The sequence below is a fragment of the Methylobacterium sp. WL120 genome (assembly GCF_008039465.1).
Lineage (GTDB): Bacteria > Pseudomonadota > Alphaproteobacteria > Rhizobiales > Beijerinckiaceae > Methylobacterium > Methylobacterium cerastii.
On record NZ_VRUT01000147.1, the window covers coordinates 1 to 11,848 of the forward strand.

Annotated in this window: 12 protein-coding genes; 3 read left to right on the plus strand and 9 right to left on the minus strand. The window is 70.5% G+C overall.

Translation table 11 applies throughout. The annotated features are described in order from the left end of the window. Positions 1 to 437 (plus strand): MAPEG family protein (locus FV229_RS21390; protein ID WP_348644201.1); only part of this gene is annotated, 437 nt, incomplete at its 5' end. Between the two features lie 30 nt (positions 438 to 467). On the opposite strand, the gene FV229_RS21395 is transcribed toward FV229_RS21390, so the two are convergent. Next, positions 468 to 980 (minus strand): DoxX family protein, encoded by a 513-nt coding sequence (locus FV229_RS21395; RefSeq protein WP_147753897.1) that lies wholly within the window; start codon positions 978 to 980, stop codon positions 468 to 470. 78 nt (positions 981 to 1,058) lie between these two features. Then, complete coding sequence (locus FV229_RS21400; protein ID WP_246685498.1) at positions 1,059 to 2,333, minus strand: multidrug effflux MFS transporter; 1,275 nt, start codon at positions 2,331 to 2,333, stop codon at positions 1,059 to 1,061. A 190-nt stretch (positions 2,334 to 2,523) separates the two neighbouring features. Here FV229_RS21400 and FV229_RS21405 point away from each other — a divergent pair, with 190 nt between their 5' ends. Then, a complete protein-coding gene (locus FV229_RS21405) occupies positions 2,524 to 2,697 on the plus strand; it encodes a YqaE/Pmp3 family membrane protein (RefSeq protein ID WP_147753899.1) in 174 nt (57 codons plus the stop codon). Between the two features lie 78 nt (positions 2,698 to 2,775). On the opposite strand, the gene FV229_RS21410 is transcribed toward FV229_RS21405, so the two are convergent. From FV229_RS21410 to FV229_RS21430, 5 genes are all read right to left on the minus strand, one after another. Next, positions 2,776 to 4,296, minus strand: coding sequence for a murein L,D-transpeptidase family protein (locus FV229_RS21410; protein WP_246688280.1), 1,521 nt, complete (start codon positions 4,294 to 4,296; stop codon positions 2,776 to 2,778). Positions 4,297 to 4,447: 151 nt separating this feature from the next. Further along, on the minus strand, positions 4,448 to 5,197 hold the full coding sequence (locus tag FV229_RS21415; protein ID WP_147753900.1) for a DUF1796 family putative cysteine peptidase: 750 nt from the start codon (positions 5,195 to 5,197) through the stop codon (positions 4,448 to 4,450). Then, a complete protein-coding gene (locus FV229_RS21420) occupies positions 5,194 to 6,147 on the minus strand; it encodes an acetyl-CoA carboxylase carboxyltransferase subunit alpha (RefSeq protein WP_187275233.1) in 954 nt (317 codons plus the stop codon). Before FV229_RS21420 ends, FV229_RS21415 begins: the two co-directional genes overlap by 4 nt. A 174-nt stretch (positions 6,148 to 6,321) precedes the next feature. Next, positions 6,322 to 7,695 carry a PleD family two-component system response regulator gene (locus FV229_RS21425; RefSeq protein WP_147753901.1) on the minus strand — a complete coding sequence of 458 codons (1,374 nt, stop codon included), beginning with the start codon at positions 7,693 to 7,695 and terminating at the stop codon, positions 6,322 to 6,324. A 61-nt stretch (positions 7,696 to 7,756) separates the two neighbouring features. Further along, on the minus strand, positions 7,757 to 8,128 hold the full coding sequence (locus FV229_RS21430) for a response regulator (protein WP_147753907.1): 372 nt from the start codon (positions 8,126 to 8,128) through the stop codon (positions 7,757 to 7,759). 145 nt (positions 8,129 to 8,273) lie between these two features. Here FV229_RS21430 and FV229_RS21435 point away from each other — a divergent pair, with 145 nt between their 5' ends. Beyond that, positions 8,274 to 8,519: a DUF3572 domain-containing protein gene (locus FV229_RS21435; RefSeq protein WP_246686145.1), complete on the plus strand. Its 246-nt coding sequence runs from the start codon at positions 8,274 to 8,276 to the stop codon at positions 8,517 to 8,519. A gap of 18 nt (positions 8,520 to 8,537) precedes the next feature. On the opposite strand, the gene FV229_RS21440 is transcribed toward FV229_RS21435, so the two are convergent. Together FV229_RS21440 and FV229_RS21445 are read right to left on the minus strand one after the other, a co-directional pair. After that, a complete protein-coding gene (locus tag FV229_RS21440; RefSeq protein WP_147753903.1) occupies positions 8,538 to 9,449 on the minus strand; it encodes a cell envelope integrity EipB family protein in 912 nt (303 codons plus the stop codon). Between the two features lie 116 nt (positions 9,450 to 9,565). Next, positions 9,566 to 11,452 (minus strand): ABC transporter ATP-binding protein, encoded by a 1,887-nt coding sequence (locus tag FV229_RS21445; protein WP_147753904.1) that lies wholly within the window; start codon positions 11,450 to 11,452, stop codon positions 9,566 to 9,568. Positions 11,453 to 11,848: the final 396 nt, after the last annotated feature.

Genomic DNA, 11,848 nt, shown 5'->3' on the forward strand with positions numbered 1-11,848 from the left:
CCCGCCCGCGGAAGCCTCCCTTGAACGCCCTGATCCTGCAACCGGTGATGGCCCAGATCGGGCTGATGATGGCGCTCTACGTCTGGCTGTCGCTGGCGCGCCTGCGCGCGGTGGGGCGGGGCGAGGTCGGCTACGACGCCTTCGTGCTCGGGCGCGACGAGCCGCGGGCGGTCGCGCGGATCACCCGGAACCTCGCCAACCAGTTCGAGCTGCCGGTTCTGATGGTCGGCTGCGTCGCGCTGCTGGTCGCCCTGGGCGAGGTCGGCCGGTTCGACGTCGCCTGCGCGTGGCTGTTCGTCGCCGGCCGCCTCGCGCACACGGCGGTGCAGACCCTGACCGACGACGTGAGGCTGCGCGGCCGGGTCTTCGGGATCAACCTCGTCGGGTTCCTCGGGATCGCCGGGCACCTCGGCCTGATCGCGCTCGCAGCGCGGTAGCGCGGTAGCGCGGTCCGCCGCGAGCCCGTCTCAGGCCGCCTTGGCGCGGCGGGGGCGGTTTGAGTTGGCGCTGGCCTTCGCGCCACCTTTGGCCGCGGCTTTCGACGCGGATTTCGCGACGGGCCGGCCGGCCGTGCCGGAGCGCCAGCCCTGCCAGCTCCAGGCGCCCGGTCCGGTCAGCGCATAGATCAGGAAGCCGCCCGCGAGCCCGAAATCGGCCAGCATCAGGGTGCGCTCGGCTGCGGCCGCCGGGCCGGAGAACTGCCAGAAGGCGTGGAGCAGCACCGCCGTCAGGGCGGCGAACCCGGCCAGCGCGACGCCGGTGATCCGCGGCAGCACGCCGACGATCAGCGCCAGCGGCCCGAACACCTGGACGACCACGGCGAGCGTCGCCACCGCGTTCGGGGCCGGGACGCCGGCGCCGGCCAGCGTCAGCGCGAAGCCCGAGACGTTGAGGGCGCGGGCGATGCCGGTCGGCAGCAGCGCGGCCGCGAGCAAGAGGCGCGCAGCGAGGAGCAGTCCGTCCTGGGCTCGGGCGATCACGCGTGGACTCCGGTGGTGTGGGGCGAAGGCGGCATCGTCCCCCGCGCCCCTGAAGACCGGGTTAAGCGGCGGTCGCCCTCAACCGGAGACGCCGCCGCGAAACAGCTTTCCGCGCTCGGTCCAAGCCACCACCAGGAGCGCCGCGGCGCCGAGCCCGGCATAGCCGAAGGCGATCGGCAGGGTGGTGCCGTCGAAGCACTGGCCGATCACGAAGCCGCACAGCGCCCCGAGGATCGTGGTGTAGAACCCAAGGAACGACGAGGCCGTGCCGGCGATCGCGCCCAGCGGCTGCAGTGCCAGCGCGTTGAAGTTCGGCATCGCGAAGCTGATCAGGAACTGGTTGGCCGCCAGCACGGCCAGGAACAGGACCAGCGGCGGATGCCCGCGATAGCTGAGCCCGATCGCGACCTGTCCGAGCGCCACCGCGACGAAGGCCGTGAGGCCTGCATGCGACAGCGCCCGCATCCCCAGGCGGCGGACCACCCGCGCGTTGACCAGGGTCGCCGCGCCCATCGCGCCGGCGACCAGGCCGAAGGCCAGGGGGAACAGCGCGCCGAGGTGGTAGAGCCCGGTGTCGAACACCTGCTGGGCCGAGCCGACATAGCCCATGATGCAGCCGGTGAGCAGGCCGAGCGCGGTGGCGTAGCCGATCGCCACGCGGCAGCGGAGCGTCGTGCGCAACGCGTCCCAGGTCGAGGCGAAGGAGAGCGGCCGGCGGTATTCCGGGTGCAGGGTCTCGGGCATGCGCGCCGTGAACCAGACCGCGAGCAGCCCCGCGAGACCGAGCATCGAGACGAAGACGTAGGTCCAGGAGCCGAGGGCGAGCATGGCCCCGCCGATCGCCGGCGCGATCATCGGCACGATCAGGAACACCATCATGGTGAAGGACATCACGCTCGCCATCTCGCGCCCGGCGAAGCGGTCGCGCACGATCGCGGTCGAGAGCACCCGGCCGCCTGCGGCGCCGAGCCCCTGGATCACGCGGGCGGCGAGCAGCCAGCCGAACGACGGCGCGACCATCGCCAGCAGCGTGCCTGCGACGTAGACGGCGAGCGTGCCCAGCAGCACGCGACGCCGCCCGAGCGCGTCGGAGACCGGGCCGTAGACGATCTGCGCCGCGCCGAACCCGATCATGTAGACGTAGATCAGCCATTGCAGGTGGTTCGGGTCGCTGACCCCGAATCTGTCCTGGATCGCCGGGAAGGCCGGCAGCAGGTTGTCGATCGAGATCGCGGTGACCGCCATCATCAGGGCGATGATCGCCACGAACTCGACGAAGCCCGGCCCGGTCCAGGGACGCTCGCGCGGGATCGCCTGACCGTCGGGAGGGTTGGGCCGGATCGGTGCTGTCACGGGGAACGCCCTCGGCGGCGCGGGGATGCCTTCGACGGGAAGGCGCGCGGGCCGCCTCATCGGGCGAGTTCACGGCGGGGATATGGCCGGCGCATGCGCGGAACGCCGGGGGGATCCCCCGGCCGGGGCTGGAACGGAAACGGCCGAGCTTCGTTCCACCTGCGACAACGCCTGCATACCCGGAGTTCCCGTGTCGTCGCTCGTCCGCATCCTCCTCGCGATCTTCCTGCCCCCGATCGCCGTCCTCGTGACCAACGGCATCGGCCTGCAGTTCCTGCTGAACATCGTGCTGACGCTGATGTTCGGCCTACCGGGCATGATCCACGCGCTCTGGCTGATGAACCGCGACCGCCCGCTGATCTAAAAGTATCGCTCTGCGAACGAAGAGAGCCGCCGGTCCTTCGACCCGCGGCTCTCTTCGTTTCAGGTGCTCGACGGGCGATCAATCCTTGTCGGATTTGTCCGTGCGAAGCGCCGTCGTCACCTTGCGGACCGGGCGCGGGGCGGCGTGGGCGAGCTTCACAGTCTGCGCCGCCGCCTTCACCGGCTCGGCCACCACCGCGTCTGCGGTGGGCGTCGCCGGGGCCGGCGCGGTCTCCTTGTTGAAGACCTTGCCGAGGAGCTTCTGGTAGGCGCTCGGGTCGTCGTCCGCGCCGGCGACCGTGATGCGGACGGGCTTGGCCTTCTCGGTCGCCTTGGCGTCGTCGTCGGCCGGGTCGGGCTGCTTGGCCATCAGCGTCCGGGCCGCGGGCTTCAACGCGCCGGGCTTTCCTGCATCGGACTTACCCGTATCGGACTTACCCGTATCGGACTTGGCCGCATCCGATTTGCCCCCCTTGCCGAGGGCGGCGGCGGCGGCCTTCGTCGGGATCGGCGCCTCGGGGGCGGCGGCGAGCATCACCGGCCGGCCCTTGGCGTCGACCTCGATCTCGCGCGGGCCGGCGGCCAAGCTCTCTGGGCGGCTCACGTCGCCGAGGTTGTGCCGGCCGTAATCCTTGGCGCTGTAGGGCAGCTCGGTCTCGGTGCCGGACAGGTTGGCGAAGGCCGTGCTCTGCTCGGCGCGAAACACCGGGTTGCCGCCGCCGTCGTCGTAGACCACTCGCGTCGCCGGCGTGCCCTTGGCGACGAGCTCTGCGATCTCGTGGTTGTCGTGGGCGCGCTTCTCGGCGACCAGCGGGTCGACCTTGGGCGTGCACGATCCGGCCCCCGCGTCGGCGCCGCCGAACACGTACTTCGTGCCGCAGACCCCGACCTTCGGCTCGTCGCGCAGGGCCTCGAAGTAGTCGGCCCCCTCCTTGAGGTTGCGCCAGAACGGGGCGTTCGGGTCGTTGCGGTACTTGGTCATGTTCGAGGCCGTCATCCGGAACGGATACGACTGGAACTGGAAGGCGCGCTGCCCGCCGGCGAAGGCTTCGCGGGCGACGGCATAGATCTCCGACATCGACGCGTCGGTCATCGCGAAGCACCCGGCCGACGAACAGGTTCCGTGGACCATCAGGTAGTTGCCGGTGCTGCCGTTCGCCCGGTCGTAGGCGTTCGGGAATCCGGTGTCGAAGGACAGGTAATAGGACGAGTTCGGGTTCATCTGGCCGGGGGTGATCGTGTAGAACCCCTCGGGCGCCTGGCGGTCGCCCTGCTTGCGCTTGGGCCCGAGCTGGCCCGACCAGCGGCAGATCGGATAGGTTTTCAGGAGCGCGTAGCGGCCGTCGGTGCCGCGCTTCCACACCTCCATCTCCGCTTCCTTCTTGTAGGCGCGGATCAGGATCGGATCGCCCTGCTGCATGCCCTTGGTCTGCATCAGGGACAGGGTCTGCGGCGGGATCGGCGTCAGCGAGCGCGTCGAGGCGCCGTTGATCATCCCGTCCTGGCAGCCGCCGAGGGTCAGGGCGGCCGCGACGACGACGGGCGCGAGCAAACGGGACGCGCGATCGAGACTTGCAACGGCGAACCGGCGCACAGCCATGGGGGAACCTCGTCCTCGAACACACCGCGCGCGGGCCTTGGCGGCAACCGTCGTGCGTCACTCCCCCACTCTCTAGCTTTGGTAAACTTACCCCTCCGTTACCGCAAGGATCGGCGTCCCGCCGCCCTGCCCAGCACGGCCAACGTGGGGATCACGGGGATGGCGGCACCGGGCGCCGCGACTCCGCCGCGATCACGTCGACCAGGAAGGCGTCGTCGGCAGGCTCGGCGAGCCGCAAACCGATTGATGCGGAAGGGGTTTCCACCGCAAGCCAACGCAGGTCCGGCCGCGTCGCCTCGCCGGTGACGACGCGGCGTTCGCACGCCCCCGGCAGGTGTTGCAAAAACGTTAAATGGTTCCGTGAATCGGACTGTGCCAAAGCGTCGCAGATGGATTGTACTACATCCATCGGGGTGTGGAGGTGCGTCAGCAGCCAGAATCGGTTCTCGGCGGCGGGGTTCGCCAAAGCGATCCGCAGGCGCCGGACGCCGTCGGCAAGGAAGCGGTAGTCGGCGTCGTCGGCGGCCGGATCGTGGTGGTTGAACACGCATTCGAGGCCGTGGCGCTCGCGGTACAGCCTGTGGCGTCCGCGCCAGATGCCCTCGCCTTGCCGCTCGGCCAGGGGGATCGTCTCGAGCTGGGTCCGGTCGAGGAGGTCGGCGAAGTCGTCGGCGACGCAGTCGCGGACCATTCCCGGCATGGTGAAGATCCAGTCGAACGGCCCCGACCAGGTGCGCAGCCCGAGCGTCTTCAGCACATGCGCCATCTGGCAGTGGGCGCCGAGCGAGACGTGGTTGACGAGGCCGGGCTCGCGCTCGCTGGCGAGCAGGCCGCCGAGCCTTCGTCCAAGCCCGCGCAGGAAGCCGGTGCCGTAGGGGCCGCCGGGTTCCTGACCGCTCACAGGCGCCGGCCGATCTCGAGGAACTTGCGGGCGCGCCGGTCGCGGATTTCGTCGGCGCCGACCCCGTCGAACTCGGCGAGCGCGCCGGCCAGGGCGTCGCCTGCGGCCGCGATGGCGCCTGAGCGGTCGCGGTGGGCGCCCCCGGTCGCCTCGGGAACGATGGTGTCGATGATGCCGAGGCGCATCAGGTCCTGCGCGGTGATCTTCATCGCGGTGGCGGCGTCGGGCGCGCGGCCCTGGTCGCGCCACAGGATCGAGGCGGCGCCCTCCGGCGAGATCACGCCGTAGATCGCGTGCTCCATCATCAAGACGCGGTTGGCGGTGGCGAGCGCGATGGCGCCGCCCGAGCCGCCCTCCCCGATCACCAGGGCGACGTTGGGTACGCCGAGGCCGAGGCAGGCCTCCGTCGAGCGGGCGATGGCCTCGGCCTGCCCGCGCTCCTCCGCTTCGATCCCGGGGAAAGCGCCGGCGGTGTCGACGAAGGCGAGCACCGGCAGACCGAAGCGGTCGGCGAGCTCCATCAGGCGCACCGCCTTGCGGTAACCCTCGGGCCGCGCCATGCCGAAGTTGTGGCGCAGGCGCGTCTCGGTGGTCGCGCCCTTCTCTTGGCCGAGCACGCAGACCGGACGGCCGCGGAAGCGCCCCATGCCGCCGACGATCGCCGCGTCCTCGCCGAAACCGCGGTCGCCGGCCAGTGGCGTGAATTCCTCGATCAGCCGGGCGCAGTAATCGACGAAATGCGGGCGCTGCGGATGCCGGGCGACCTGCGTCTTCTGCCAGGGGGTGAGGTTGGCGTAGATCTCGGCCAGCGCCTGCGCCGCCTTCGCCTCCAGCCGCCCGACCTCCTCGCTGATCGCGACCGCGCCGTCGCGGGCGCCGACGGCGCGAAGCTCTTCGAGCTTCGCCTCCAGCTCGGCCACGGGCTTCTCGAAATCGAGGTAGGAGCGCATCGCCGCCATCGTCGTCACAGGACTCCCATCCGAAGGCCGGAGCGGCCGCGGGTGCAGGTGCCGGCGGCCCCGGCCGCGAACGGCGCGAGGTGTTGGCGAAGCGCGGACGGGTGTCAACCGGCGGTGCGGCGACGTCGGGGCGAGCGGAGGCGGCTCGGCCGAGGTCGGCGGGTGTCAGGCCGCCTGGGCCTCGACGCGGTTCCGGCCCGAGGCCTTGGCGCGGTAGAGCGCGAGGTCGGCCCGCTTCAGCATCTCGCCGGGGCCGACATCCTCGGGCCGCCGGTTCGCGACGCCGATCGAGACGGTGACGGCGACGCTGCGGGTGTCGCGGTGGACCTGAAACGGCGTGCCCTCGATCCGCTCGCGGATGCGCTCGGCGATGGCGTAGGCCTCGGAGAGCCCGGCGTCGGGGAGCAGGATGACCACCTCCTCGCCGCCGTAGCGGGCGACGATGTCGATGGTGCGGGTGTGCAGGCGCACGCGGTCGGCGAAGGTGCGCAGCACCTCGTCGCCGGCCTCGTGGCCGTATGTGTCGTTGATCGCCTTGAAGTGGTCGATGTCGAGGATCAGCCCGGCCACCGGGCGCTCGCGCAGCCGCGGATCGGCGAACAGGCCGGCGAGGTGGTTGTCGAGGTAGCGCCGGTTGTGCAGGCCGGTGAGCCCGTCGGTGACGGCCATCTCCATCGAGGCCTGCACGGCACTGCGCAGAACCTCGGAGAAGCGCTTGCGGCGGATCTGTGTGCGGACCCGCGCCACCAGCTCGTTCCGGTCGACCGGGCGCAGGAGGTAGTCGTGCACCCCGAAATCGAGGCCGCGCACGATCCGGGCGCGGTCATGCGCCTCGGCCACCATGATCAGCGGCACCTGCCGGGTGCGCTCCAGGCTGCGCAGCTGGCTGCACAGGCGCAGCCCGTCGAAGCCTTCGAGGTCGAGGCTGACGAGCACGAGGTCGAAGTTGCCCTCGGCCGCCACGTGGATCGCCGCCTGCGGGTCGGCCTCGACCGTGACCGTGTGGTACTGGCCGAGCGCCGCCGCCATCCGCTCGCCCGAGCCGCGCCGGTCCTCGACCAGTAGCAGGTTGGCGTTGAGGCCGGTCTCGGCGGTCGCGAGCGCCAGCGGGTCGCCCATGCCGAACTCGCGCGAGGCCAGCGCGCGGCTGCGTAGCTCGTCGGTGACGGCCTTGAGGCGAACGAGGCTGCGCACACGGCTGAACAGGGCGGTGTCGTCGATCGGTTTCGTCAGGAAGTCGTCGGCGCCGGCGTCGAGGCCCTTCAGGCGGTCCGAGGGCTGGTCGAGGGCCGTGACCATCACCACCGGCAGGTGCGCGGTGAGCGGGTTGTTCTTGAGGATGCGGCAGACCTCGAACCCGTCCATGCCGGGCATCATCACGTCGAGCAGGACGATGTCGCACAGACCCTTCTCGCAGATCGCGATCGCGTCCGGGCCGTTCATGGCCGCGACGGTGTCGAAATATTCCAGCGCGAGCTTCGTCTCCAGAAGCTTCACGTTCGGGAAGAGGTCGTCGACGATCAGGACGCGGGCCGACATCGTTCCTCGCACAAAATTTCAGCGGGCGATCGAAGGCGCCGGCGAGGGCTCGATCCGAACCCTACTTGTCGGCAAGATACGTGCGAACTGTTGCCAAAAACTTCGCGACGGAGATCGGCTTGGACAAATAGGCCTCGCAGCCCCCTTCGAGGATGCGCTCCTCGTCGCCCTTCATGGCGAAGGCGGTGATCGCGACGACCGGAATGTGCTTGAGGTCGTCGTCCTCCTTGAGCCATTTGGTCACTTCGAGACCCGAGACCTCTGGGAGCTGGATGTCCATCAGGATGAGGTCGGGATGGTGGGCGCGGGCGAGCTCGATCGCCTCGATGCCGTTGGCCGTCTTGAGGGTCGCATAGCCATGGGCCTCCAACAAGTCGTTGAAGAGCTTCATGTTCAGTTCGTTGTCCTCGACGATGAGCACCGTCTTCTTCATCACGCTTCGATCCCGGTGCCGCCGCGCGTCCTTTACGGGACGTTACCCGACTTCCCTCCTTTGTAAGCGCCAGATGTTGATGAATCGCAAATCACTTCAAGACGATGGGTCCGGGCGAGCCACCGGCGCGGACCACAACCTAGCCGTGGACGTGCTCGGCTGGATCGTCGCCGACGAGGACCGGCTGTTCCCGTTCCTGAACGCCACCGGTCTCTCGCCCGAGACCGTGCGGGCGTCGCTGTCCGACCCGGCCTTCCTGGCCGGCGTCCTCGACCACGTCATGGGCGACGAAGGTGTCCTGCTCGCTTGCGCCAAGGGGCTCGACGTCAAGCCCGAGCGGATCGCGGCGGCGTGGGGAAGGCTCTCCCCGCGCGGCTCCGACGAGTTCTGACAGGCGCCGCCGCGCCGCTCACGGGGCGCAGGGCTTGTCCGGCGCCTTGTCGAGGTCGAGGCGGGTCATGTCGCCCAGGATGGCGAAGTCGCCGTAATCGAGCTTGAGCGCGCCGCTGACCCCATTCTCGTAGAGGTCGAAGGTCAGGGTGTAGATCGGGGTGCGCTCGCCCTCCCCTTGGGTGAAGTAGCTCAAGGTCACCGGCCAGTGCGACACGGAGGCCATCGCGCCCTCGTGCAGGGGCTTGTCGCGGTCGGACGCGGCGGCGTTCGCCGGCCCCGTCGCGCGGCGGCCGATGATCGCGAGGGTGTCGTAGACTTTCTTGCCGTCGTCCGAGCCGTCGAAGACCTTGGCCGACATCGTGGTCTCGCCCGCCCGCGCGGCCTGGACGAGGCGGCGCATGTGCAGGCTCGGGAACAGCACCGGGCCGGCGGCCGAGACCTGCTCCTTCTTCGGCTCCTTGAGCCGGATCTTGAAGGCGTCGCCGTTCGCATCCGCCGTACCGTCCACGGCCGGGCTCGGTTGGCCGTTCAGCACCGTCACGGTGCGGAAGCGGAAGTCGCGGGCTTCGCCGCCCTCGAAGGTGGTGTTGCGCAGGTCCGAGGTGCGGCCGCCGCTCTCGCCCGATTCGAGCACGGTAACCTGCCGCGTCTGCATGGTGTAGCCGCGGCACACGTCGCCCTTGAAGTCGATGACGATGCGCCCGCGCGCGCTCTCGACCGACCGCGTGCCGCCGCTGGAGGCCAGCGACAGGTCGTAGACCGCCTTATGGTTGGCGAGGATCACCGGCTCGGGCTTTTGGGACTTCGGACTCTCGGGCGCCGGCTTGGTCGCGGCATCCGGGGTCGCCGGCGCCGCGTGCGCCGTTTCGCCGAAGCAGGCCGCGCCGGCGAGGAGCGCGGCGACGAGGGCGGTGGCGTGACGTGGCATCGTGGAAACTCCCGAGGCGGCGACCGCCGAGGTGAAAAGTCATGCGCAGGCGCAGGCTGCAGGTAGTGGGTGCCGGGCGCGGAGCAATGCCAGATCCGGAGCAATGCCGGGCCGGATCAGCGGTAGCCGGCCGCCTGGAGCTCGAACAGCTCGGCGTAGCGGCCGCGGCGGGCGAGGAGCGCGTCGTGCGTGCCGGCTTCGAGCACCTTGCCGTCCTCCAGCACGAGGATGCGGTCGGCCATCCGAACGGTGGAGAAGCGGTGCGAGATCAGCACCGCCGCCCGGCCCGCGCTGAGATCGCGGAAGCGGCGGAACACGTCGTACTCGGCGCGCGCGTCGAGCGCCGCCGTCGGCTCGTCGAGGATCAGGATCTCGGCGTCGCGCATGTAGGCGCGCGACAGGGCGATCTTCTGCCATTGGCCGCCGGAGAGGTCGACGCCGCCGTCGAAGCGCTTGCCGAGAGGCTGGTCGTAGCCGCCCGGCAACCGCGCGATCACCGCGTCGGCGAGGCCGCGCACCGCCGCCCGGCCGATGCGCTCGGAATCGTCCCGCGCCTCGATCCGCCCGACGGCGACGTTCTCGCCGGCGGTGAGGTCGAAGCGGACGAAGTCCTGGAAGATCGCGCCGATGCGGGCGCGCAGCGCGTCGAGGTCGTAGGCCGGCAGCGGCAGGCCGTCGAGCAGGATGCGCCCCTCGGTCGGGTCGTAGAGACGGGTCATCAGCTTGACGATGGTGGTCTTGCCGGCGCCATTCTCGCCGACGAGCGCCAGGGTCTCGCCGGCCGCCAGCGTGAAGCTGAGGTGCCGCACCGCCCAGGCCTCCGAACCGGGATAGCGGAAGCCGACATCCTCGAACGTCAGGCCCTGCCGGATCGGCGCCGGCATGGGCACGGGGCGGTCGGGCGAGTGGATCGATGGTTCGATCGCGAAAAACGAGAACAGGTCCTCCAGGTACTGCGACTGGCCCGCGATCTGGGTGAAGCCCAGCAGCAGGCCCTCGATCAGCCCGCGCAGGCGCTGGAAGGCGCCGGCGAGGAAGGCGAGGTCGCCGATGGAGAAGCCGCCCGCCACCGTGCGCCAGACGATGACGGCGTAGGCGGCGTAGTAGGCCAGCGTCCCGAGCGCGGCGAACGCGCCGCCCCAGCCGGCACGGCGGATCGCTAAGGCGCGGTTGTCGGCCACCACCTTGTCGGCCAAGCCGGCATAGAGGTCGGTGATGTAGCCGTTCAGGCCGAACAGCTTGACCTCCTTGGCCGATTCGACGCTGGCGCCGAGGTAGCGCAGGTAGTCGATCCGCCGCCGCTCCGGGGTTCGCATCCAGGCCAGGCGGTAGCCGGCGCGGGTGAAGTGCGCCTCGTTGAGGAAGGCGGGGATCAAGGCCGCCGCGATCAGCACGATCAGCCAGGGGGTGTAGACCGCGACGCCGGCCGCGAACGACAGCAGCGTCACCAGCGCCTGCCCCTGCCCGAACACCTGGCCAATCAGGCTGGTGCGACCGGTGACCTGCCGGCGCGCCCGCTCGAGCCGGTCCTGCTGCGCGCTGTCCTCGAACTGGGCGAGGTCGAGGGCCGCCGCATGGCGCATCAGCCGCAGCGAGGCGGCGTTGGAGTAGAGGTCGCCGAGCAAGCCGTCCACGAGCGTGCTCAGGCGGCCGATCAGGTCGGCGAGGATCGCCAGCGCGAGCTCGGCGGCCACGAGGGCGGCGAGCCGCGACAGGTGCGGGTCCGAGAGCCACGCGTCGAGGCTCATCGGGGTGGCGCGCGGCCGGGCGTGCTCCGCCACGATCGCGTCGAGGATCAGCTTGGCGAGCCATAGGGTCGCCACCGGGAGGCCGGCGCCGACGAGGCGCAGGGCGAGGCTTGCGGCGAACAGGCGCGGGCTCGCGGCGCGCACCTGCGCGAACAGGGCCGGCAGGTAGCGCACCGATCCGAAGCGTTCGGCGAGATGGCGCCGCGCCGCGGCGACGGGGGCGGCGAGGACGGTGTCGAGACGGGTGGTCGGCATTCCGGCCGGTATGGGCCGCCGCGGACCCGGCGTCGATGCCGGAGGCTGGATGCGCGTCGGCCCCGGCGGGACGTTCGATCCAGTTCCCGCCGTTGGCGTCGTCGGAAGGCGATGTCTCGATGTGATGTCTTGGCCCCGACACCTGTTGACGACGCCTCGATCGTCGATGCCGCGCTTTGCTCAAGCAGCGTGAAGTCCCTATCCTGGCAAGAGTTTGAAAAATCACAGGGATGGGAGAGGAGATGCTGAGCGGTTCGGCGATTCTGCGGATTTCGCTTCTGCTGGTCGTCGCGGGCTGCCTCGCCGCCCTGGTCCAGTACTTTTTGCCGCACGGCGCAGCCCCCGTGGACGAGCGGCCCGTCGCGACGCCGCCCGCGGCGACGGCCCCGCCGCCGC

Excerpts from the sequence above, each read along its gene's own strand:
- FV229_RS21445 (WP_147753904.1), bottom strand. The coding sequence starts at position 11,452 with ATGCCGACCACCCGTCTCGACACCGTCCTCGCCGCCCCCGTCGCCGCG.
- FV229_RS21410 (WP_246688280.1), bottom strand. The coding sequence starts at position 4,296 with ATGGCTGTGCGCCGGTTCGCCGTTGCAAGTCTCGATCGCGCGTCCCGT.
- FV229_RS21430 (WP_147753907.1), bottom strand. The coding sequence starts at position 8,128 with ATGAAGAAGACGGTGCTCATCGTCGAGGACAACGAACTGAACATGAAG.
- FV229_RS21425 (WP_147753901.1), bottom strand. The coding sequence starts at position 7,695 with ATGTCGGCCCGCGTCCTGATCGTCGACGACCTCTTCCCGAACGTGAAG.
- FV229_RS21420 (WP_187275233.1), bottom strand. The coding sequence starts at position 6,147 with ATGCGCTCCTACCTCGATTTCGAGAAGCCCGTGGCCGAGCTGGAGGCG.
- FV229_RS21440 (WP_147753903.1), bottom strand. The coding sequence starts at position 9,449 with ATGCCACGTCACGCCACCGCCCTCGTCGCCGCGCTCCTCGCCGGCGCG.